A 21,000-nucleotide genomic window follows, 5' to 3' on the forward strand; every position below is an offset into this window, starting at 1 on the left:
GGTCGGGGCGGGTGATGGGCATGCGGAGTGCCGGGATACGTGACATGCGTGGCGTCAGACGTGGCGGTGTCGTGGGTACGGCTCTCGCCGTCAGCTGCGCGCTGCTGCTCGCCGGATGCGGCGGCGGCAACGACGAGGCGGCCAAGCCCGACGCACGGCACCGGCCCGTCAGCATGACGGGCAAGGGCACTCCCCAGGAGCCCGTCCCCCGCGGCAAGGGCAGCAAGGTCGAGGACGACTTCAACGGTGACAGCGCCCCCGACCTCGTACTCGACGACCTCGTGCACAGCGGCCACGGCGACGACGCGGGCATCGGTGTCGTCTACGGGTCGAAGAACGGACTGCGGCCCGGGGCGCGGCAGTTGCTGAGTGCGCAGGCCAACGGGGCGCGTACGAAGGGTGAGTTGCCCGCGGCCTTCGAGTCGGAGGCCTCCTGCGACCTCGACAAGGACGGGTTCACCGATCTGCTGGTCTCCACCGACCCGCCCTACGACGGCGTCGGCCAGCCGCCCGTGCCGCTTCAGATCCTCTTCGGCTCGGCCCGGGGCCTGACGGGCAAGGCCGTGAAGGTGCAGGTGCCCAAGCAGTCCCGCATCGGCAACGACTGGTCCGACCAGCCGGTGTGCGGGGACTTCGACGGCGACGGCGCGAGCGACCTCGTCCTGCACGCGAGCGGCGCCCGGCTCACCTTCCTGCGCGGCCCCTTCAAGCGGACCGGCGCCCCGCGCGCCGCGGGCAAGCCGCTGCCGGCGCCCGGCAACGACCTCGTCACCGGCAAGGCCACGGACGTCGACCGCGACGGCTACGACGACCTCCTCGTCCGCAAGGCCGCGAACGCGTCCGGTGCCGCCGCCGGCGCCCTCGTCCTGGGCGGCCCGAAGGGCCCCGCCGAGACCGGGGTGCTCTTCCCCGCGGGCACGGACACCGCGTTCGGGCGCTTCGGCAAGGGCAGGGCGGCGACCGACGCGGCCATCGCGGGCCCGAACGGAGTCGCCCTGCGCTACGACGTGCCCGGCACCCTGCGCTCCACGCTGGAGGCGAAGAACGCGGCCGTGAACGCGGGTGACTTCGACGGGGACGGCCTGAGCGAGCTCGTCCTGAGCGGGGGCGGCGGGAGTGGCGGCGGCGCTGGGGAGGTGCGGGTCTTCCGGGGGCGGGCTGCGGGGCTCGGCGCGAACGCCACGGCCACCGTCGTCCCCTCCGCGAAGGGCACCACGCAGGTGGTCGCTGTCGCGGACTTCGACGGGGACAAGCGGGCCGATCTCATCCTGCGGACGTATCAGGGAGACGGCGAGGACACCGTGGGGGTCTATCGCGGGGCAGAGGCGGACCTTGTCGCGCGTAAGCCTCAACTGACGTTCTCCACGCGGGAGTTCCTCGCCCTGGGGGACGGGGCGTAGGGGTTCCGCCCACGGGCCGCCCCTGGTTCACCTGAACGTCACCTCATCGCCCCCGTCGCACAACCATTCGTACGCCCCGCAAGTCACACCCCCGGAAGTATTTCCCCACTCCCGGGAGTCCCGTGTGCGCGTACGTAATCTGGCCATCGCCGCGACCGTGCTCGGCGTCGCGAGCCTGACCGCGGGCGGCGCGTCCGCCGCCGAGCCCGCCGTTCCAACGGCCGACTACAACAACGACGGTTACGCGGACCTCGCGGTCGGCGTGCCGGGCGCGACGGTCGACGGCAAGGCCAAGGCCGGTTACGTCAACGTGGTGTGGGGCGGCGCGTCCGGCCTCGGCAAGCACGGCTCGACCACCGTCAGCCAGTCCACGGCGGGCGTGCCAGGCACCGCAGAGGCGGGCGACGCGTTCGGCACGGCCGTCGACTCGAACGACATGAACGGCGACGGCTACAGCGACCTGATCGTCGGCGCGCCCGACGAGGACAACGACGCGGGCCTCTCCGCGGGCACCGTCGCCGTCGTGTGGGGTGCGCCCGGTGGCTTCAAGGGCGGCTTCACCGCGGCCAACGGCGGTGTCAGCGACGGCAGTTACGGCCAGCTGCTCGCGAGCGGGGACTTCGACGAGGACGGCGACGAGGACATCGCCCTCAACACCCACTTCGACGAGACCAGTTCGGTCTCGGTGCGTCCCGGCCCCTTCACCGCGGGCTCTCCCGCCGACCTGTCCCGCGTCGAGGGCTGGCACTTCGCGGGACCTCGCGCGCTGGTCGCCGGTGACTTCGACGGGGACGGCGCGGACGACCTCGCCTTCAGTTACGACGGCATGGAGGTCAGCGGTACGACGGTGAAGAGCCGCGACGCGGGCACGGGCGAGTGGAGGACGACGTGGGCCACGGGTGACAGCACCGACACCGGGCTCGCCACCGGTGACTTCGACGGGGACGACACGGCGGATCTGGCGATCGGCAACGTCCAGCCCAACCCCGAGGCGGAGGCCACGGCCTGCGAGGACCGTCTCGGCGGCGCGATCCTCACCGTGTACGGCAAGAAGGGCACCACGCTGGGCGGGCCCGCCTCCTGCACGACGCAGAGCGGTCCGCAGGTCGGCGGCAGCCCGGAGGCCGGGGACGACTTCGGGCGGCGCCTCGCGTCCACCGACACCGACCAGGACGGCCGCGACGAGCTGATCGCCGGGTCCGAGACGGAGTCGGTCGGCACCGCCGAGAACGCGGGCACGTACTGGTTCCTCACCTCGACCGGCACGGGCACGGACCTCGCGGGCCCCGCCTTCAGCCAGAACACCGCGGGAGTCGCGGGCACGGCGGAGGCGGGCGACCGCCTCGGCGCGGCGGTCACCGCGGGCGACTACAACGGCGACAGGCTCCCGGACTTCGCCGTGGGCACGCCCGGCGAGGACGCGAAGTCGGGCGGTGTCTGGTACGCGGAAACGCCCCCGGACGGCCCGAGCCCGGCGGTGACGTCGGTGACTCCCGGAAAGCTGGGGCTCTCCGGCGCCAGTGGGTACGGGGCCGTGCTGAGCCGGTAGCGAGCGAGCCGAGTTCTCCCGGACCGGCTGTTCCGCCGAGCGATCCGAGTTTTCCCGGCCGGGCCGAGGCTCTCCGCCCGGCCGGGGTCAGTCCACCCCCCCCTGAGGCGACAACCACCAAGGAGCCCCCGTGCCCAAGCACAAGCGCCCCACCTCGCACAGACCCGGCCGCCTGGCCGCGGCGACAGCCGCCGCCGCGGCCCTCACAGGCGGACTCCTCACCCTCTCGGCGACCTCCGCGACGGCGGCCCCCGCGGCCACCCAGCCGGACGACGCCGACTTCAACGGCGACGGCGTGGCCGACCTCGCCACGTCCGCCCCGCTCGCCGGCGTGGGCGGCAAGGACAAGGCGGGCCAGGTCGTCGTCACGTACGGCGGCACCGAGCAGCGCCACGTGACGTACAGCCAGGACAGCGCGGGCGTGCCCGGCGCCGCCGAGAAGAGCGACATCTTCGGCGCCGACACCGCGTTCGGCGACTTCGACCGCGACGGTTACGACGACCTCGCCGTCGGCGCGGTCGGCGAGGACGTCGGCTCGGACGCCGACGGCGGCACCGTCCAGGTCCTGTGGGGCTCCCCCGGCGGCTTGTCCGGCGGCTCCACGATCAAGGACCCGCGCCCCACCAAGCACGACGGGTTCGGAGGCCCGATCCAGGCGGGCGACTTCGACGGCGACGGCAAGGACGACCTCGCGGTCGGCTCCACGTCGGGCGCGGCCACCATCGACATCTTCGACGGCGGGATCTCCCGCTCCGGCGCCACCGGCGGCCGCTACACCGTGCTCCCGCCCATCCACAGCGGCGAAGGCGCGGGCCCCTTCACCCTGCACTCCGGGGACGTCAACGGCGACGGCGAGGACGACCTGATCGTCAACGGCTTCTCCACCGCCGACGGCTACAACGCCAACCTCTGGCTGCCGGGCAGCGCGAACGGCGTCACCACGAACGGCGTGCAGCGGCTGCCCGCCGGCCACATCACCGACGTGGGCGACACGGACAGCGACGGCTACGGCGACATCATCATCGGCCTCACCTGGGACGAGGGCATCGACGGCGCCCACAAGGGCGGCACGGTGTACGTCGTGAAGGGCAACGCGAACGGCCCGTACGGCGACAGCCAGGCCATCACCCAGGACACATCGGGTGTCCCGGGCGGCAGCGAGAAGGGCGACTCGTTCGGCCAGGAGCTCGACCTCGGCGACATCAACGGAGACGGCCACCTCGACCTGGTCGCGAGCTCCCCCGGCGAGGACCTGAACGGCGTCGCCGACGCGGGCTCGGTCACCGTCATCTACGGTGCGGCGGACGGCTCCGGCCTCTCCACGGCGGGCTCGGTCCTCTACAGCCAGGACACCCCGGGCGTCCCCAACTCCAATGAGGAGAACGACTACTTCGGCTCGGACGTCCACGTCGACGACCTGAACGCGGACGGCCGGGGAGATGTCTCCGTAGGCGCGTCCGGCGAGAACGGCTCCAACGGCGCGGTGTACATCCTGGGTTCAGGACCCGACGGCACCCTCTCGGGCAGCTCCGGCGTCTACACGTCCACGGTCGGCATCTCGGCCACGGGCACACCGAGCCTCGGCTTCAACTTCGCCGACTGAGCCCCCGCTCGTCCCCGCTGATCCCCGGGCCCGCACCCCTCCGTGCGGGCCCGGCTCCGCCCGGAGGGCAACCCTGGGCCAACTCCGCGTGTCACACAGGTGAAGCAAGGCAGCGGCGCAGCCGGCGCGCCTCACCTGATCGCCCATCAACTCACCCTGTATCCATACAAGTTGGAGCGCTCCGTGCCCACTGTGTCCCCGCGCGCCCGCATCCTCGCCCTGGCCGCCACCACCGCCCTGACCGCCACCGGCCTCACCCTCCCCCTCGCGGCCACCGCCACCGCCGCGCCCGGCCCCGCCCCGCTCTCCGCCGACTTCGACGGGGACGGGTACGAGGACCTCTTCGTCGGCGTGCCCAGTGGCACCGTCGACGGCAAGGCCAAGGCCGGGTACGTGAGCGTCGTGTTCGGCGGGGAGTACGGGCCGGGGCCGCACAGCGTGCGGCGGATCACCCAGGCCACCGTCGAGGTGCCCGGCACCCCGGAGAGCGGTGACCGGTTCGGCGGTTCCGTCGTCGCCGCGCACGTGGACGACGACAAGTACGCCGACCTCGTCATCGGCGCTCCCGGCGAGGACATCGACGCCGCGACCGACGCCGGCTCCGTCACCGTCCTCTACGGCACCGGCGACGGCTTCGCCCTGGCCAACACCGCCGCCCGGGGCGCGAAGTCCGGTGACGTGTACGGGAATTCCCTGGTCGCCGCCGACTTCACCGGTGACACGGACGTCGACCTCGCCATCGGCGGCAAGGACCAGGTCGTCGCCAACTTCAACCCGCTCGCCGCCCGGACCCAGCCGATCATGGCCGACCGCATGGGCGGACGCGCCCCCGTCATGACGACCGGCGACTTCGACACCGACGGACGCCCCGACCTCGCCCTCGGCTACTACACGAAGAACCAGCCCTACACCCAGTCCCACGTCCGCCTCTACGGCTGGAACAAGGACGAAGGCTCCATGCTCAACTTCTGGAACAACTCCAACGGCGCCGCGAACGCCCTCGCGTCCGGCGACTTCAACGGCGACGGCTACGACGACCTCGCCCTCGGCAACTGCCGCGAGAACGCCGACGAGAACATCGACGACCCCTGCGGCCCCGAGGAGCTCACCAAGGGCGGCGGCATCCACATCCGCTTCGGCGGCGCCAACGGCAGCTTCGGCTGGGAGCAGCAGACGTTCAACCAGGACACCGCGGGCATGCCCGGCGTCGCCGAGACCGGTGACGGCTTCGGTGACGGCTTCGGTGACGCGCTCGCCGTGGCGGACATCGACGCCGACGGTCACGACGACCTGATCGCGGGCGCCCCGGGCGAAGCCATCGGCAGCGCGGCGAAGGCGGGCAGCGTCACCGTCCTGAAGGGCGGCGAGATGGGCCTGCTCGACCCGGCGGGCGCGGCGAACGCGGGGACGGTCGCCTACCAGCAGAATTCCCCCGGCATCCTGGGCGTCGCCCAGGCGGGCGACCTCTTCGGCGGGGCCCTCGCCTTCGGCGACCACAACGGCGACGGCGTCCCGGATCTGTCGGTCGCCGCGCCCGGTGAGAACTCCGCCGCGGGCGGCGTCTGGGACCTGCCCGGCGCCAAGGCCGGCGGCTCGGTCGTCACCCCGAACTCCCTGGGCCTGCCCGCCTCTTTGGACCCGCTGGCGTACGGGGCGGTGCTCGGGAAGTAGCCGGTCCCCCAGGACCGTGGCGGCACCGGGACCCTGAGGAAAACCCCTCAGGGTCCCCCTAAGGGTTGTCACAGGTCAGCGGCAAAGCCTCTCTCCTCCCGAGGAGGGACGACCCGGACCCTTCAGACCAGGTACGTTCGATTCGTGGCTGGATTCAGGATCGGACGCGGCCGGGACAACCGCACCCCGCAAGCGCGACCCCAACAACGACCGCGGCAGGAGCCGTACGGGCAGCAGGCCCCCCAGGGCCAGCAGCCTCCGTACGGCTACCCTCAGCCGCCCTCGCAGCAGTACGGCGGGCAGCAGCCCCCGTACGGCCAGGGCGGCCAGGGCCGTCAGGGCCGCCAGGGCGGGTACGGCGGGCAGCAATGGCCGCAGGCGGGCGGCAACCACGGCGAGCCGGAGTACTTCGGCGGTCAGGGAGACCCGGGGCAGGGCGGCCAGGGCGGCTTCGATCCGTACGCCGCCAACAACCCCGGTCACACCCAGGCCTTCTCCATAGGCGAGGACCCGTACAACCAGGGCGACACCTACCGCGCGGGCCAGGCCCCCGCCCCGGTGGGGCCCCGCCTGCACTGGAAGGACCTCCTGCGCGGCATCGTGCTGCGCCCGGGACCGACGTTCCTCCAGATGCGGGACTACGCGATGTGGGCCCCGGCCGTCATCGTGACGTTCCTCTACGGCCTCCTCGCGATCTTCGGCTTCGACGGCGCCCGCGAGGACGCCATCAGCGCCACGCTCTCCACGGCCGTCCCGTACGTCCTGACGACGGCCGTCGCGATCACGATCAGTGCCTTCATCCTGGGCGTGGTCACGCACACCCTGGCCCGCCAGCTCGGCGGCGACGGCGCCTGGCAGCCGACGGTCGGCCTCTCCATGCTGATCATGTCCATCACGGACGCACCCCGCGTGGTCGTCGCGATGTTCCTCGGCGGCGGCCAGCCCTTCGTCCAGCTGCTCGGCTGGGTGACCTGGATCGCCGCGGGCGCGCTGCTCACGGCGATGGTGAGCAAGTCGCACGACCTGCCGTGGCCGAAGGCGCTGGGCGCGGCGTCGATCCAGCTGCTCGCGCTGCTGGCGATCATCAAGCTGGGCACGTTCTAGCACTTGAGACGTACTGGTACTTGAGACGGAGAAGGGCCCCGGCGGATGCTCCGCCGGGGCCCTTCTCCATTCGTCGTCACACCTCAGGCGTCCAGAACCTGCCCGGCACGCCGCACGACGGGCGCCTCGACGCTCCAGGGGAAGTTGATCCAGTCGTCGGTGCGCTTCCAGACGTACTCGCACTTCACGAGCGACTGCGACTTCTCGTAGATCACCGCGCTGCGCACCTCGGCCACGTGATCGAGGCAGAAGTCGTGCACGAGCTTCAGCGTCTTCCCGGTGTCGGCGACATCGTCGGCGATGAGCACCTTCTTGTCGGTGAAGTCTATGGCGTTGGGCACGGGCGCCAGCATGACGGGCATTTCCAGGGTCGTCCCGACCCCCGTGTAGAACTCCACGTTGACCAGGTGGATGTTCTTGCAGTCGAGCGCGTACGCGAGCCCGCCCGCGACGAAGACGCCACCGCGGGCGATGGAGATGATGATGTCGGGCTCGTACCCGTCGTCGGCGATCGTCTGCGCGAGCTCACGCACCGCGTCGCCGAACTTCTCGTACGTAAGGTTCTCGCGCACGTCACTCATGCTGGATGTCACACCTGGGTCCGATGGAAATTGAGGAAGGAACGGGAGGCGGTCGGCCCGCGCTGCCCTTGGTAACGCGACCCGTACCGCTCCGACCCGTAGGGCGACTCGGCGGGCGAGGTCAGCCGGAACATGCACAGCTGGCCGATCTTCATGCCGGGCCAGAGCTTGATGGGCAGCGTCGCGAGGTTGGAGAGCTCCAGCGTCACGTGCCCGGAGAAGCCGGGGTCGATGAACCCGGCCGTGGAATGTGTCACGAGCCCGAGCCGCCCCAGGCTGGACTTCCCCTCCAGCCTGCTCGCGAGGTCGTCGGGCAGGCTGATGATCTCGTACGTCGAGGCGAGCACGAACTCGCCGGGGTGCAGGATGAACGGCTCGTCGCCCTCGGGCTCGACGAGCCGCGTCAGGTCGGCCTGCTCGACGGAGGGGTCGATGTGTGGGTAGCGGTGATTCTCGAACACCCGGAAGTACCGGTCGAGCCGCACGTCGATGCTTGAGGGCTGCACCATGGATTCGTCGTACGGATCGATCCGTACTCGTCCGGCGTCGATCTCGGCCCGGATGTCCTTGTCTGAGAGAAGCACGCACCGAGGATACGCAGAGCGCGCGGGCCCGCCCCAATCGGACGGCCCCACGCGCTGTCGTTCTCTTCTCCGCCTACCTCTTCTGCGACACGACCGGCACGGCATGCCGCAACCGGGCGCATCGTGGACAGCGGATGAGACGGCCGGGTCCGAGCCGGTCGGCCTTCTGCATCGGGAACGAAGCAGTGCTGAACACGTGCCCTTCGGCACATCGGACGACGGTGCGCTCCATCAAGTCCTCGAGTCCCTTCCCCATTGCCGTAGTTGAGCTCGCAGCGTCCCGCACCTGCTCGTACGCGAGCTGACGACGAAAGGCCACATTACGGGACGAAAGGGGCGCCCCTCCAGGCGGCACTCCGGTCTCTCACCGTACGCCCCAACTCCCGCGTCCCGAAGCGCCATCCACGCCCCGGACAGCACGCAGGCCCCACGGCAAAAGCGCCCGGGGCCTGGGATGAGGTAGAGTGTGCGACGTTACGACACCGCCACAGACGGTGTCTTTCGCGGGTGTAGTTTAGTGGTAGAACATCAGCTTCCCAAGCTGAGAGTGCGAGTTCGATTCTCGTCACCCGCTCCACAGTTGAGGCCCAGGTCGAGCGACCTGGGCCTTTTTGCTGCTCCGGGCCCCGATCACGCCTGCTCATGCCTGCTCATGACTCGATCACAAGAGCACAATGGGAGGTAGTGCCTCTTGGAAGGACGGGGCCATGAGCGAGATCCACTCCCCGGGGAAGGGTCATCGCGTCTTCTTCGGGGTCTTTCTGGCGATCCAGGCCGTCTTTCTCGCCTGGGTCGTGGCAGGCGCCGTCAGCGGCGAGACCATCGGCACCACGATCGGGGTCGGCGTGATCGTCTCGGTCTGGCTGGCGACGGACTTCCTCATAGCCGTGACATACGCCATGTACTGGCTCGCCGGCAGACCACCACGACGGCCCCGCGCCCAGCACTGACGCGCCCGCGCCTAGCGCTTTCGGCCCAACTCCCCAAGGACTTCGGCGAGTTGGTCGGCGGTGAGGGCGGTATCGGGGAGCGGCGTCGTGGCCGGTGCGGCGCGCAGGCCGTCCAGGAGCAGGACCAGGGGGCGGCGCCAGGCGTCGGGGGTGGTCGCCGTGGTCAGGGCCGGGATGGCGCGGCCCAGGGCGGCCAGTGCGAACAGGACGTCCTCGGTGGTCGCGTCGGCGCGGACCGTGCCCTGGGCTCGGCCCCGGCTCAGCAGGATGTCCACCGTCTCGCGGTTGTGGGCGTGCACGGCCCGCAGCGCGTCCACGCCCTCCAGGCGGGTGGTCATGAGGTCGTTGGTGCCTCGGTCGGCGGCCAGCGTGACGAAGACGGCCCGGAGGTACTCGTTCAGCGCCGCCCAGGCGTCCGGGGCCGTCCGGGCCTGATCGCCCGCGGCCATCGTGCCCGTCAGGAGGTCGTGGAAGACGGCGTCGACGAGGGCGGCGCGGGTGGGGAAGTTCCGGTAGAGCGTCGCGTTCCCCACGCCTGCCCGGCGGGCGATCACGTCCAGCGGCGCCTCAAGGCCCTGCTCCGCGAACACCTCGCGGGCGGCGTCCACCAAGAGGTCCCAGTTGCGTCGCGCGTCGCGGCGACGTGGGGGCGTCGCGCGGGGTGAATCGCCGGTCATCGCCACTGTCCCTGCCGACCTTCCTGTCGACCTTCCTGCCAAGTGGGGACCACTCCCCGGTAGGGATGTTAACGTCGGACTCAGAAGTGGGGAGCACTCCCCATTTAGCTGGGGAGGGCATGGCATGGGCGGGAACGGGACGGCGCTGGTGCTCGGCGGCGGAGGGCCGGTCGGCGGCGCGTGGATGACCGGAGTCCTGGCCGGACTCGCGGACGCCGGCATCGACCTCGGCCGGGCCGACGTCGTCATCGGCACCTCGGCGGGCGCGATCTTCGGCTCCCGGCTCGCGAGCGGCGAACCGGCGAGGGAGCTGTACGAGCGCCAGCTCGCCGGGGCGGACCGGGTGGACCTGGCGGTCTCCGTGCCGCAGACGCTCCGCTTCCTGTGGGCAGCGCTCGGCTCCCGTGACCCCGAGCGCTCCGTGCGGCGCCTGGGCCGCGCCGCCCTCGCCGCGCGCACCGGGCCCGAGGCCGAGGTGTTCGACACCGTGGGAGGCCTGCTCCGCGGGGCGGGGGCCTGGCCCGAGCAGCCGCTGCGGATCACCTCGGTCGACGCCGTGACCGGAGCCGTGGAGACGTTCGACGCAGGCTCCGGGGTCCCCCTCGCCGAGGCCGTCGCCGCCAGCTGTGCGGTGCCCCTGGTGTGGCCGCCGGTGACGGTCGCGGGCCGCCGCTGGATCGACGGCGGCAGCCGCTCCACCACCAACATCCACTTGGCCCGCGGCTACCGGCGCGTCCTTGCCGTCTCCCCGATCCCCACCGCCGTCGGACCGCACCCCGGGGCGCGGGAGCAGGCGGCCGAACTCGCCGCGGAGGGCACCGACATCACGCTCCTCACCCCGGACCCGGCGGCCCGCCGCGCCATGGGCCGCGACATGACCGCCGACACCCGACGCCACGCCGCCGCCCGAGCGGGCCACCACCAGGCCACAACACTCGCGCCCACACTGACCGCCCTCTGACCTCGCGGCCCCCGACACGAAGAGCACGAACCGGCTGCCCCGAGCCGACCGCCCCGCGCCGACGGCCCCGAACCGACCGCCACGAACCACAGATCACCATCCAGCGGTCACGAACTGGCAGCCCCGCACCGGTGGCCACGAACCGGCAGCCACGCACCGCAAATCACGAGCCAGCGATCACAAACCCGCAGTCACGCACCGGTAGCCACGAACCACAGTTCACGAACCACAGATCACCAGCCAGCGATCACAAACCCGCAGCCACACGCCATCGAGCCACAAACCACAGATCACGGCCCGATGGCCCCTAGCCAGCGGTCACGAGCCACACGGCCGCGAACCAACGGTCACACTCCAACGGACCCAGGCCCACGGGCCCTGTCCCATGGACCCCGGCCCACAGCCCAAGCCAGCCCCGCAAGTCCCACGCTCCCGCCCCACGACCGAACGGACCCGTCATGCCGGCCCCCGCCCTGGAAGACCTGGCCCCCGAAGGCCATGACCTGGCGATCGACCCGTACCCCCTCTACGCGGCCCTTCGCGCCGAGAGCCCCGTGCGCCGCGTCAGCGTCCCTGGCAGCGGGGAGGCCTGGCTGGTTCTTGCTCGCGACGCGGCTCGGGTCGCGTTGACCGATGCCCGGCTGCGCAACGACATCCGGTACTCGTCCTCCTGGCAGACCGACGGCGGTCACGCCATCGGCCGCAACATGCTCCAGAGCGACCCCCCGCAGCACACCCGGCTGCGTCGGCTCGTGGCCGGACACTTCACGCCCGGGCGGATCGCCGAGCTGCGGCCGAGGATCGAAGCCGTCGCCGACGACCTGCTCGCCGCACTCCCACCGCAGGGCACGGCAGACCTCGTGAGCCAGTACGCCCTGCCGCTGCCCGTGGCGGTGATCTGCGACCTCCTCGGCGTGCCCGCGGCAGACCGGGCCCTCTTCCACACCTGGTCGAACGAGCTGGTCATGCCCACATCCGAGGAAACGGCGGCTTCGGCGGGCACCGCGCTCGCCGGCTACCTCACCGAGCTGATCGACCGTAAGAGCAAGGACCCCGACGGCACCCTGCTCAGCGAACTCGCCCTGCTCAGCGATCCCGCCGCGGAGGCGGCCCCGCCGGAATCCGGCGGCCTCACCGCCGAGGAACTCCTCGGCATGGCCTTCCTCATCCTCGTCGCGGGCCACGAGACGACGGTCGACCTCATCTCCGGAACGCTCCATGCCCTGCTGGCCCACCCCGACCAGCTGGCCCTGCTGCGCGCCGACCCCGGCCTGACCGGCGGCGCCGTCGAGGAGTCGCTGCGCTACAACTCCCCCGTCCACGCCTCCGCGTTCCGCTTCGCTGCCGAGCCCCTGGACCTGGCGGGCACCCGCATAGCCGCCGGTGACACCGTCCAGGTCTCCCTCGCCGCGGCCTCCCGCGATCCCCTGCACTTTCCCGAGCCCGACCGCTTCGACATCAGGCGCCGCGCGCAGGGGCACCTCGGGTTCGGCCACGGCCTGCACCACTGCCTCGGCGCCCCGCTCGCCCGCGCCGAGGCCGAGATCGCCGTGCGCCGCCTCCTCACCCAACGCCCCGGACTGGCCTTCGCCGCCGACCCCGCCGCACTCACCTGGCGCACCAGCGCACTGCTGCGGGGGCTGACGGAACTGCCGCTGTCCCTCGGGCCCTCCGGACGAGCTATCCGAACTGGCCCGGCTGGTAGTCGCCTGCCGGCTGCTGGACTATGACGTTCACTCGGTTGTAGGTGTTGATGAGGGCGATGAGCGACACCAGGGCCACGAGCTGGTCCTCGTCGTAGTGCTTGGCGGCTTCCGCCCAGGCCTCGTCCGTGACGCCGCCCGCCGCGTCGGCGATGCGCGTCCCCTGCTCCGTGAGCTCCAGCGCGGCGCGCTCGGCGTCGGTGAACACCTGGGCCTCGCGCCAGGCGGCGATGAGGTTGAGGCGCGTCGGGGTCTCGCCCTGGTGCGTGGCGTCCTTCGTGTGCATGTCGGTGCAGAAACCGCAGCCGTTGATCTGGCTCGCGCGGATCTTGACCAGTTCCTGTGTCGCGGCGGGCAGCGTCGAGTCCGAGACGACCTTGCCCGCCGAGTTGAGGTGCTTCAGGACCTTGCCTGCGAGCGCGCTGCCGAAGAGGTTCATACGAGCGTCCATGGTGATCTCCTATGCCGTTGCCGATGCTGTCATTCCTCTGACGGACGCGCGCGCCAAGATGTGACAACGGAAGCAACACAGACTTCGCCGGCCCGTCCCACGGGCCTCGCGTTACAGTCGGTGATTCCTGTGGGTTCAACTAAATGGGGGGTTTCTCATGGCACTGTTCGGAAACGCGCACACGATCGATCCGATGACCGCGCAGCAGGACTACGCGCGTCTGCTGGGCCACGGCGAGCAGGTGCAGGCCGCGTTCCTGCTGATCCGCGACACCATGCTCTTCACCGACCGCCGCCTCCTCCTCGTCGACAAGCAGGGGATAACCGGCAAGAAGGTCGAGTACCACTCGGTCCCGTACCGCAGCATCACGCACTTCGCGGTGGAGACCGCCGGGCACTTCGACCTCGACGCCGAGCTGAAGATCTGGATCTCCGGCTCCCCCGCGCCCATCCAGAAGACCTTCACCAAGGGCGTCGACATCTACGAGGTGCAGGCGATCCTCACGCAGTACGTGGCGCGCTGAGCGGAAGCCACCGGGGCGCCGAGGGGTGGGCGGCGCCCCGGTGGGGGGCGGGCCGGGGGGCCTCAGGCCGTGGGTACGCGGTCCAAGAAGCCGTGCACCGTACGGATACGGCCGTCATCGGCGAGCGTGACGACGTCGAAACCGGCGACGGGGGCGGAGCCGTCCGCGACGGACACCAGTTCCCAGCCGAAGCGGGCGATGTGGTGGTGGCCGTCGACCGCCCCGGTCTGCCTGAACTCGAAGCCAGGGAACTGCTCGTGGGCTCCCGCGATCACGGCGGCGAGGGACTCGTGCCCTGATACGTCAGCCAGCGGGTCCGTGTAGCTGCCGTCCTCGCTCCATGCGGCGGCCACGGCCTTGGCCAGGTTGTCGGCGCCCTCGGCGTTCCAGGCCTCGAAGTAGCGGGCGACGGCGGTCTCGTACGCGGCAGTGTCGTGTCCGGACATGGTGTGCCTCCTGGGCTTGTCCAACCGGGTCGTTCCTTCGATGACTTGAGCTTGCCGTGCGGGCCGGATCGGGTCGATTACGTCCGGGGTAATGCGGGGCCGGAAGAGGGCCGGAAGAGGGCCGGAAGACGGCCTGGAGCGCCACCCCCTGCCTTCTCACGCGCGCGCGACTGTGCTTGCCTAAGGGGCTCTTTCGGTTGCCTGGACGGGAGTTGACGTATGCGCAAGCCGTGGATCGGTGGGGTGCTTGCCGCTGTGCTGCTCCTCGGGGCGTGCGGCGACCCGGGCTCGGGGGGTACGTCGTCCGACGTCCCGGACACCCCAACCGCCGCGCGGGAGAAGCCCTCCGCCGAGTCCTCGGCTGAACCCTCCGCCTCGGCGCCGTCGTCCACCACCCGCCAGCGCGTCGCAGAAAATTCCCAGAAGAAGGCCCCCAAGGTCCTCTACCTCGGGGATTCCCTCGCCATGGAGAACCAGACCGTCCTCGGTGACCTCCTCCGTGCAGACCTGGGCGCCCGCTACCGCAGCGCGCCCTACTCCGGCACCACCCTCTGCGACTACCTCGACGACACCGGCAAGGACTCCCTCGTCCCCGACAAGGACAAGGCCGCCGCGCTGGTGCGTGAGCAGCGGCCCGACTACGTGGTCCTCCAGTTCTGGGGCAACGCGTGGGGCTACACGCCCTGCATGGACGGCATCACGTACGACAAGCAGCGGCAGAAGTACTTCGACCGGTACGCCGCCGACGCGAAGGCGCTGGCCTCGCAGATCCACGATGCGGGGGGCTCCGGAGCCGACCGGCCCCGGATCGTGTGGGTCCTCCAGGGCCCCGACCCGATCACGCCCGACCGCGTGCGGCGCGTCAACGGAATCTACGAGGCGCAGGCGGCTGCCTCGGGTGGGATCGTCGCCGACGCGGGGCGCGTGGTGGCTCCGGGGGCGGATCGGTACACGTGGGTGGAGAAGCTGCCGTGCACGTCGTACGAGAGGAAGCACCCGGCGTACTGCACGGAGCCTGGCAGTGGTCGTACCGCGCTGCACCGCGGTGACGACTATCTGCACTTCTGCTTGGCGCCGACCACGGCCAAGTCCCGGCCCTGCCCGGCCCGTTCGCCCGGGATCCGCCGCATGGCCGCGGAGATCACCCGGGCGGTGGGGGCTGCGGGGTAGCTCCCGCTGCGGGTGCGTCGTGGCTTGTCGCGCCCCGCGGCGGAGCCGCAAATGTCACAGCCCCGCGCCCCTTCAGGGCGCGGTCTCTGGTGGGCTCCGGAGCCCTGCCCCGCCCGTTCGCCTGGGATCCGCCGCATGGCTGCGGGTGCTTCGTGGCTTGTCGCGCAGTTCCCCGCGCCCCTTCAGGGCGCGGTCAGCCCTCCGTCAGCGGCAGCCTGCACGAAGCGGGCGAAGGCGCCCGGGGGGGGGCGGGTAGCTCCCGCTGCGGGTACTTCGTGGCTTGTCGCGCAGTTCCCCGCGCCCCTTCAGGGCGCGGTCAGCCCTCCGTCAGCAGCAGCCTGCACGAAGTGGGCGAAGGCGCCGGGGGAGATGGTGAAGGCGGGGCCTTCGGGGTTCTTGCTGTCGCGGAGAGCTATGCCGCCCTCGCGGGGGGCGAATTCGACGCATTCACCGCCGCTGGTTCCGCTGTACGTCGACTTGCGCCATGCCGTGCCGTTGAGGGGGGCACATTCGATGCATTCGCCGCCAGTGTCCGAGCTGTAGGACGACTTACGCCACAGCACGCCCGGCGGCTTCTGGTTGGTCCCCATAGCGCTCCTCCATTACTCGGGCGATCAATGCCGCCGAAGCTTCCACGGAGAGCGCGGCGGCTCGCAAATGATCGTAACGGAGCGAACCCTCTTTGAGGGCTTGAGGGTTGGCCGTCATGTGCCCTTGAACGAAGTCCTCGGTGTAGACAAGATCGGGGTCGCCACCAAAGCGCAGGAGCGTGAATGTGCCTGGCAGTCCGGGGTGCGCGCCTGCCGCGAACGGCAGGATCTGCACCCTCACCCAATCCTGGCGTCTGGGCAGGTCCAACAGGTGGGCGAGTTGGTTCCGCATCACCTCTCGACCGCCGATCTCCTGGTGCAGCACTGCCTCGCTGAGCACCACCCACATCAGAGGCGGGTTGTCCCGCTCCAGGATGCGCTGCCGCTCCATCCGAGCCGCTGTCCGAGCATCGAGGTGGTCCTCAGTTCTGACGCCGAGTACGGCACGCGCGTATCCATCCGTCTGTAGAAGTCCGTACACCAACTGGCACTGGTAAGTGGAGATATACGTAGCCCTGGCTTCCAGCTCCGCATACGCCTGGAACCACGTCGGCAGCTGGCTCTTCAGAACCAGCCCCACCAACCGCGAAAACACCCCATCAGTCCCCAGCGCCGCATCCACCCGCTCGGAGAAATCCCTCGTCGGCACCTTCTTCGCTGTCTCGATCTGGCCCACCAGCGAGCCCGTACAGAAGATGATCCCGCCCAACTGGCCCTGCTTCAGGCCCACAGCCTCGCGCAAGCGGCGTAGCTCCGAGCCGTAGTAGTCCAGCGGCGACGCGCTGGGGTCGAGGTCGCGGATGTTGACCATGCGTGGGGCACCCCCATAAGCAACGCCTCGCGGCGTCCAGTTCAACTCGTAGCCCAGTGTAACCAGCCGACTCCACGCTGGTGACATGAATCACGTAACTCCCCCTCCACCCCTGCCCGTTCGCGGGGCGTACCGGATGAGCCTCACGCTCGGTGAGCACTCCGTCCGGCACCTGCGGTTCATCCTCCGTGCCTACCTGGGGAGTTGGGGCATGGGTGAGCTGCGCGACTGCGCCGAGCTGGCCCTCACCGAACTCGTCACCAACGTCGTACGCCACGTACCGGACCGGCACTGCGAGCTCCTCATCCTGCGTCGCCCGCGCGGCCTGCGGGTCGAGGTCGCGGATGCGAGTCCCCTGCTGCCCACGCAGGGCAGTGGTGAGGAGCCGGCCGAGGGCGGGCGGGGGCTGCTCATCGTCGCGGCCGTCACCGATCGCTGGGGATACGAGCCGCGGACGGACGGCAGCGGCAAGACGGCCTGGTTCGAGTGCGACGCCAAGGAGTCGGGGGCCACTCGTTCGGTCTAAGCCCGCTCGCGTCGGCCCCGGGGCTGTCACACGCTGTGAACTCCTGAACGACGAAGAAAGGGTGCCCATGAGCAGCGGAGCGAGCAACCCTCGGGGCGTAAGCCCCTGGGCGTCGGGCGGCACGATGTTCGCGGGTGTCCTGATGCTGGTCAGCGGCATCCTCGGCATCCTCGAAGGCATCGCGGGCATCGCCAAGGACGACGTCTACGCACGCATCGGGGACTACGTCTACAAGTTCAACCTCACGACGTGGGGCTGGATCCACCTGATCCTCGGCATCCTCGTCGCGATCACCGGATACGGCATCCTCAAGGGCGCGACCTGGGCCAAGGCGTGCGGTGTCGCGCTCGCCTCGATCTCCGTCATCCTGCACTTCATGTGGCTGCCGTACCAGCCGATCTGGGCACTGATCGCGATCGCGATCGGCATCTTCGTCATCTGGGCGCTGTGCACGGACCACCCGGACCGCGACGACGCCCGCCGTGACGCCGGGGCAGGGGGCGGCTGGGAGCCCCGCAAGACCTCCAGCGGCCCCGGCCCGTTCGCCGAGGGCTCCGCGGGTGCTGACCCCAGTCCTCCCCCCGGCGGCCCGGGCCGCACCCCGCCTCCCACTGTCTGACCGGCCGCGAGGCGGGAGCCGACCCGGAGGGCCCATGACCGACACGTCCACGTCCGGCCGCGGGCCCTCCCTCTGGACCCCGCAGGCCCGCGCCCTGCTGCCGCTGGTCCTGCCCGCCCTGCTCATCGGCGTGGGGTCGAGCCTGATCCTGCTGCTGCTCAGCTTCGTCGCGGAGCGGTTGCAGGATCTGCTGTGGGACGCGTTGCCGGACGCGGTCGGGGTGTCGGGCACGTCGGTGGGGTGGATCATCGGCGTGCTGACCGCGGCGGGGTTCGTCGTCGGGCTGATCGTGTGGAAGGTCCCCGGGCATGCCGGGCCCGACCCCGCGACGCTCGGCCTGGTCGATCCGCCGCTGCCGGTACGGGTGCTTCCCGGCGTCGCGCTCGCCGTCGTCGTGGGGCTCGCGGGCGGCGTCAGCCTCGGCCCGGAGAACCCGATCACGGCCATCAACATCGCCCTCGCCTACACGCTCGGCATGAAAGCCATGCCTCGTACCCCCGCCACGGACTGGGTGATGCTCGCCGCCGCGGGGACCATCGGCGCCCTCTTCGGTACGCCGGTCGCCGCGGCGCTCGTCCTCTCCGAGATCGTGATCGGCCCCGACCCGCGCCCCCTGTGGGACCGGCTGTTCGCGCCGCTGGTCGCGGCGGGCGCGGGGGCGCTGACCACGGTGCTCATCGCGCACCCGACGTTCCAGATCGACGTCGAGGCGTACGACGGGCCGCACTGGGGCGACATCCTCTCCGCGATGGTCGTCAGCACGGCGGCAGCCGCCATCGGGCTGTGCGCCGTGTACGCCTTCCCCTACCTGCACCGCGCCTTCCGCCAGCTCGGGCATCCCGTACTGATGCTGACGGTGGGCGGTCTCGTACTCGGTGTCCTGGGTGCGCTCGGCGGCCATCTCACCCTCTTCAAGGGCCTGGACGAGATCAAGGAGCTGACGGCGGAGGCCTCCGACCACGACGCGGGCAACCTGCTGCTGCTCGCCCTGGTCAAGCTGCTCGCGCTCTGCGTGGCCGCCACCTGCGGCTTCCGGGGCGGGCGGATCTTCCCGGCGGTCTTCGTGGGCGTGGCGCTCGGCATGCTCGCGCACGCACTCGTCGACGCGGTGCCGCCCGCCCTGGGGATCACTTGCGCCATCCTCGGCCTGCTGCTCGCCACGACGCGGCAGGGCTGGCTGAGCCTGTTCACGGCGGCGGTCGTGGTGATGGACCTCGCTCTGCTGCCGGTCCTGTGCGTCGCGGCGCTGCCCGCCTGGCTGCTGGTGACGGGGCGCCCGGAGATGCTGGTCGAGGAGAGCGCGTCGGGCGACGCGTCAGATGCGGTCCAGGCCCGGCACTCCCAGTGACGCGAGCCCGTCCAGGACCAGGTCTACGCCGACCGCCGCGAGGAGCAGGCCGAGCAGCCTGCCGAGGAGTTCGACCGTCGCGTGATGTGTGCCCCTCAGGATGCGCGCGAGCAGGACCACGCAGACCAGATCCAGGGCGATGACGGCGACGTACGCGCCGACGACCGTGGAACGCCACGACCAGGTGTCGCGGGCCGCCGCCTCGATCAGCACGGCGGTCATGGCGAGCGGACTCACGATGTACGGCATGAGCAGTTCGCGTACGCCGCTGACGAGGTCGGGCGCGTCCACATGCGCGCGGTCCGAGCCGAGGTGGACGCCGAGGACGAGGCCGACGGCGTAGATGAAGAAGATGACCCCGCCCGCGAGTTGGAGCGCGGGCGTGGAGATGTGGAAGAGCTCAAGGAGCCACGGCGCGGTGAAGCCCGCGATCAGGCCCACCACGACGGCGGCACCGGACGAGACGAGGGCGATCATCCGCAGTTCGCGGACCGGATGGTTCTGCGCGAGGCCGCCGAAGGCGAGCAGCACCTTGGGCGGCCCGACGACGGAGAAGAAGGTGATGAATGCGGCGGAATAGGTCAGGGCAGCGGTCACGCACGGCATCTTCTACCGCACCGCGCCTGGAACTGCCGCGCCGCGCTAGAGCTCATCGGCCCGCGCCTAGAACTCGGCGGGCCCGCCGTTCGCCGTGACCGTGTCGCGCGTCGCGCGGACGAAGGCCTCGATGCGGGGGGTCCCCGCGGCGGCCGTGCGCCAGATCAGCGCGACGTCGGCTGACGGGATGTCGTTCAGGGGTACGAAGGTGATGTCGGGCCGCGAGTAGTACTTCTCCACTGACGCGACGACCGGCGACACCCCCCGCCCGGTGGCCACCAGCGTCATCAGCTCCTGGAACCCGGCGACGGACTGCCCGCGGCGGATCGGGAGGCCGCTGGGGGTGCGGGGCGGGATGTGGAAGTCCCACCAGTAGGCGGGAGCGCCGTTCACGACGCCGAAGAAGGTCTCGCCCGCGAGCTCTTCGAGGGACACGCTGTCGCGCCCGGCGAAGCGGTGGCCGAGCGGCACGGCGAGCATGCGGGGTTCGTTGATGACGACGGGCCCGACTGTGAGGTCCGGCTCCTCGACGGGGAGGCAGGTGAACAGGACGTCGGCCTCGCCGCTTCGGAGCGCGCCGAGCGGGTCGCCGACCTGGGTCTCCCGCATACGGACGTCGCAGCGCGGGCAGCGCTCGCGGAACGTCTCCAGGATCGCGGAGGTCAGCGAGCCGGCCCCCGACCCGAGGAAGGCGACGGTCAACTCGCCATCGACGCCGCGCGCCACGCCCTTGGCACGGGCGACGGCGGCCTCCATCCGCAGGTGCAGGGGCGCCAGGTCGTCGTACAGCTGACGGCCGAGCGGGGACATCTCCACCCTGCGGCTGGTGCGCTCGAAGAGCGGGGCGCCGATCTTGCGCTCCAGCTTCTTCACGGTCTGGCTGACGCGGGCCTGGGAGAGGAGGAGGCGTTCGGCGGTGCGGCCGAAGTGGAGCTCTTCGGCGAGGGTCAGGAAGGTCTCAAGCTCTTGGCGTTCCATTTCGCTGCCACCCGTCCCTGACCTGCATCGATAAGCCTGAGCGCAACGATCGTTTCATGGATCGCCGTTGATCGGGGGTGGATGGGGGCGGATCTTGGAGGAGTCCCCTTCACGGGACCACCGAAGGACCATCGATCCTCTCAACTCACCGGAGATTC

21 protein-coding genes, 1 tRNA gene and 1 pseudogene are annotated in these 21,000 nt (G+C 70.9%); 14 read left to right on the plus strand and 9 right to left on the minus strand.

The window, feature by feature from the left end; all coding sequences use genetic code 11:
• The first annotated feature begins 44 nt into the window (after positions 1-44).
• The 5 genes from ACWGI2_RS26085 to ACWGI2_RS26105 all read left to right on the plus strand — a co-directional run bounded on the left by ACWGI2_RS26085 (position 45) and on the right by ACWGI2_RS26105 (position 7,327).
• On the plus strand, positions 45-1,400 hold the full coding sequence (locus tag ACWGI2_RS26085; RefSeq protein ID WP_453697941.1) for an FG-GAP repeat domain-containing protein: 1,356 nt from the start codon (positions 45-47) through the stop codon (positions 1,398-1,400).
• Positions 1,401-1,524: 124 nt separating this feature from the next.
• Entirely contained in the window at positions 1,525-2,949 is a 1,425-nt protein-coding gene (locus tag ACWGI2_RS26090) for an FG-GAP repeat protein (protein ID WP_453697943.1), read from the plus strand.
• A 130-nt stretch (positions 2,950-3,079) separates the two neighbouring features.
• Positions 3,080-4,552: an FG-GAP repeat protein gene (locus tag ACWGI2_RS26095; protein ID WP_453697944.1), complete on the plus strand. Its 1,473-nt coding sequence runs from the start codon at positions 3,080-3,082 to the stop codon at positions 4,550-4,552.
• 183 nt (positions 4,553-4,735) lie between these two features.
• Positions 4,736-6,223: an FG-GAP-like repeat-containing protein gene (locus ACWGI2_RS26100; RefSeq protein ID WP_453697945.1), complete on the plus strand. Its 1,488-nt coding sequence runs from the start codon at positions 4,736-4,738 to the stop codon at positions 6,221-6,223.
• Between the two features lie 144 nt (positions 6,224-6,367).
• Positions 6,368-7,327, plus strand: a complete 960-nt coding sequence (locus ACWGI2_RS26105; RefSeq protein ID WP_453396909.1) for a Yip1 family protein — start codon at positions 6,368-6,370, stop codon at positions 7,325-7,327.
• Between the two features lie 83 nt (positions 7,328-7,410).
• Here ACWGI2_RS26105 and ACWGI2_RS26110 read toward each other — a convergent pair whose 3' ends face one another.
• Complete coding sequence (locus tag ACWGI2_RS26110) at positions 7,411-7,908, minus strand: phosphoribosyltransferase (RefSeq protein WP_453697947.1); 498 nt, start codon at positions 7,906-7,908, stop codon at positions 7,411-7,413.
• An 8-nt stretch (positions 7,909-7,916) separates the two neighbouring features.
• Positions 7,917-8,492 (minus strand): dCTP deaminase, encoded by a 576-nt coding sequence (gene dcd, locus ACWGI2_RS26115; protein WP_160506211.1) that lies wholly within the window; start codon positions 8,490-8,492, stop codon positions 7,917-7,919.
• Positions 8,493-8,995: 503 nt separating this feature from the next.
• Here dcd and ACWGI2_RS26120 point away from each other — a divergent pair.
• A tRNA-Gly gene (locus tag ACWGI2_RS26120) sits at positions 8,996-9,069 on the plus strand.
• Between the two features lie 130 nt (positions 9,070-9,199).
• The gene (locus tag ACWGI2_RS26125; RefSeq protein WP_453396907.1) at positions 9,200-9,442 is read left to right on the plus strand and encodes a hypothetical protein; all 243 of its coding nucleotides are present in this window, start codon (positions 9,200-9,202) and stop codon (positions 9,440-9,442) included.
• 11 nt (positions 9,443-9,453) lie between these two features.
• Here ACWGI2_RS26125 and ACWGI2_RS26130 read toward each other — a convergent pair whose 3' ends face one another.
• On the minus strand, positions 9,454-10,119 hold the full coding sequence (locus ACWGI2_RS26130) for a TetR/AcrR family transcriptional regulator (RefSeq protein WP_453697949.1): 666 nt from the start codon (positions 10,117-10,119) through the stop codon (positions 9,454-9,456).
• Between the two features lie 124 nt (positions 10,120-10,243).
• Between ACWGI2_RS26130 and ACWGI2_RS26135 the strand changes: the two genes are divergently transcribed.
• Both ACWGI2_RS26135 and ACWGI2_RS26140 read left to right on the plus strand, forming a co-directional pair.
• Positions 10,244-11,080 (plus strand): patatin-like phospholipase family protein, encoded by an 837-nt coding sequence (locus tag ACWGI2_RS26135; protein WP_453697950.1) that lies wholly within the window; start codon positions 10,244-10,246, stop codon positions 11,078-11,080.
• Positions 11,081-11,538: 458 nt separating this feature from the next.
• On the plus strand, positions 11,539-12,810 hold the full coding sequence (locus tag ACWGI2_RS26140; protein ID WP_453396904.1) for a cytochrome P450 family protein: 1,272 nt from the start codon (positions 11,539-11,541) through the stop codon (positions 12,808-12,810).
• Here the strand turns inward: ACWGI2_RS26140 and ACWGI2_RS26145 are convergent.
• Positions 12,761-13,234 carry a carboxymuconolactone decarboxylase family protein gene (locus tag ACWGI2_RS26145; RefSeq protein WP_453697952.1) on the minus strand — a complete coding sequence of 158 codons (474 nt, stop codon included), beginning with the start codon at positions 13,232-13,234 and terminating at the stop codon, positions 12,761-12,763. The genes ACWGI2_RS26140 and ACWGI2_RS26145 overlap by 50 nt on opposite strands.
• Positions 13,235-13,391: 157 nt before the next feature.
• Here ACWGI2_RS26145 and ACWGI2_RS26150 point away from each other — a divergent pair, with 157 nt between their 5' ends.
• On the plus strand, positions 13,392-13,757 hold the full coding sequence (locus ACWGI2_RS26150) for a PH domain-containing protein (protein ID WP_453396902.1): 366 nt from the start codon (positions 13,392-13,394) through the stop codon (positions 13,755-13,757).
• A gap of 62 nt (positions 13,758-13,819) precedes the next feature.
• Here the strand turns inward: ACWGI2_RS26150 and ACWGI2_RS26155 are convergent, their stop codons facing one another.
• A complete protein-coding gene (locus tag ACWGI2_RS26155; RefSeq protein ID WP_453697954.1) occupies positions 13,820-14,203 on the minus strand; it encodes a nuclear transport factor 2 family protein in 384 nt (127 codons plus the stop codon).
• 219 nt (positions 14,204-14,422) lie between these two features.
• Between ACWGI2_RS26155 and ACWGI2_RS26160 the strand changes: the two genes are divergently transcribed.
• Positions 14,423-15,373, plus strand: a complete 951-nt coding sequence (locus ACWGI2_RS26160; RefSeq protein WP_453697955.1) for an SGNH/GDSL hydrolase family protein — start codon at positions 14,423-14,425, stop codon at positions 15,371-15,373.
• Between the two features lie 305 nt (positions 15,374-15,678).
• Here ACWGI2_RS26160 and ACWGI2_RS26165 read toward each other — a convergent pair whose 3' ends face one another.
• Positions 15,679-15,963, minus strand: a complete 285-nt coding sequence (locus tag ACWGI2_RS26165) for a DUF397 domain-containing protein (protein WP_453697956.1) — start codon at positions 15,961-15,963, stop codon at positions 15,679-15,681.
• Complete coding sequence (locus tag ACWGI2_RS26170) at positions 15,923-16,774, minus strand: helix-turn-helix domain-containing protein (protein ID WP_453697957.1); 852 nt, start codon at positions 16,772-16,774, stop codon at positions 15,923-15,925. Before ACWGI2_RS26170 ends, ACWGI2_RS26165 begins: the two co-directional genes overlap by 41 nt.
• A 136-nt stretch (positions 16,775-16,910) precedes the next feature.
• Between ACWGI2_RS26170 and ACWGI2_RS26175 the strand changes: the two genes are divergently transcribed.
• The 3 genes and pseudogenes from ACWGI2_RS26175 (at position 16,911) to ACWGI2_RS26185 (ending at position 19,267) form a co-directional block, all read left to right on the plus strand.
• On the plus strand, positions 16,911-17,300 hold the full coding sequence (locus ACWGI2_RS26175; RefSeq protein WP_453697958.1) for an ATP-binding protein: 390 nt from the start codon (positions 16,911-16,913) through the stop codon (positions 17,298-17,300).
• 67 nt (positions 17,301-17,367) lie between these two features.
• Positions 17,368-17,757 (plus strand): annotated as a pseudogene (locus tag ACWGI2_RS26180) (DUF7144 family membrane protein); the annotation flags it as partial.
• Between the two features lie 196 nt (positions 17,758-17,953).
• Entirely contained in the window at positions 17,954-19,267 is a 1,314-nt protein-coding gene (locus tag ACWGI2_RS26185) for an ion channel protein (RefSeq protein ID WP_453697959.1), read from the plus strand.
• On the opposite strand, the gene ACWGI2_RS26190 is transcribed toward ACWGI2_RS26185, so the two are convergent.
• Both ACWGI2_RS26190 and ACWGI2_RS26195 read right to left on the minus strand, forming a co-directional pair.
• Entirely contained in the window at positions 19,235-19,864 is a 630-nt protein-coding gene (locus ACWGI2_RS26190) for a MarC family protein (protein WP_453697961.1), read from the minus strand. The genes ACWGI2_RS26185 and ACWGI2_RS26190 overlap by 33 nt on opposite strands.
• A 66-nt stretch (positions 19,865-19,930) precedes the next feature.
• Entirely contained in the window at positions 19,931-20,842 is a 912-nt protein-coding gene (locus tag ACWGI2_RS26195) for a LysR family transcriptional regulator (protein WP_453697962.1), read from the minus strand.
• Between the last annotated feature and the right edge of the window lie 158 nt (positions 20,843-21,000).

The organism is Streptomyces sp. NPDC054866 (genome assembly GCF_053610745.1).